At 63.3% G+C, this 558-nt stretch carries 2 protein-coding genes; both read right to left on the bottom strand.

Features of this window, described 5'->3' with window-relative positions:
• Window positions 1-200: hypothetical protein (locus G6W55_RS38190; RefSeq protein WP_175510163.1), on the bottom strand; the 200-nt coding region annotated here is incomplete at its 3' end.
• A gap of 97 nt (window positions 201-297) precedes the next feature.
• A partial coding sequence (locus G6W55_RS38185) for a hypothetical protein (RefSeq protein WP_175525125.1) occupies window positions 298-558 on the bottom strand: 261 nt, incomplete at its 5' end.

Genomic DNA, 558 nt, shown 5'->3' with positions numbered 1-558 from the left:
CGCTTGTACTTGCCGCAGTAGCACTCCCAGTCCCGGGTCGGACCGAAGATCTTCTCGCAGAAGAGTCCGTCCTTTTCGGGCTTGAGCGTGCGGTAGTTGATCGTCTCGGGCTTCTTGACCTCGCCGTGGCTCCACTGACGGATGTCGTCCGCGGTGGCCAGGCCGATCCGGAGCTCGTCGAAGAAGTTGACGTCGAGCACTATGCGTCAATCCCTCTCAGGGTTGTAAGTCTTGGGGTCTGAAACGGGGGTCCCGGGGCCGGCGGGCCTTGATCGCTCAAGGCCCGCCGAACTCCCGTCAGACCTCTTCGACGCTGCTCGGCTCGCGCCGGGACAGGTCGATGCCGAGCTCCTCCGCCGCGCGGAAGACGTCCTCGTCGGTGTCACGCATCTCGATGGACATACCGTCGCTGGACAGCACCTCCACGTTCAGGCAGAGAGACTGCATCTCCTTGATGAGCACCTTGAAGGACTCGGGGATGCCGGGCTCGGGGATGTTCTCGCCCTTGACGATGGCCTCGTAGACCTTCACGCGGCCGGTCACGTCGTCGGACTTGAT

The sequence above is a fragment of the Streptomyces sp. CAI-85 genome (assembly GCF_013363615.1).
Classification (GTDB): Bacteria; Actinomycetota; Actinomycetes; order Streptomycetales; family Streptomycetaceae; genus Streptomyces; species Streptomyces antibioticus_B.
Note: the sequence above shows the minus strand (reverse complement) of the source record. Positions and strands in the feature narration are given on the sequence as shown.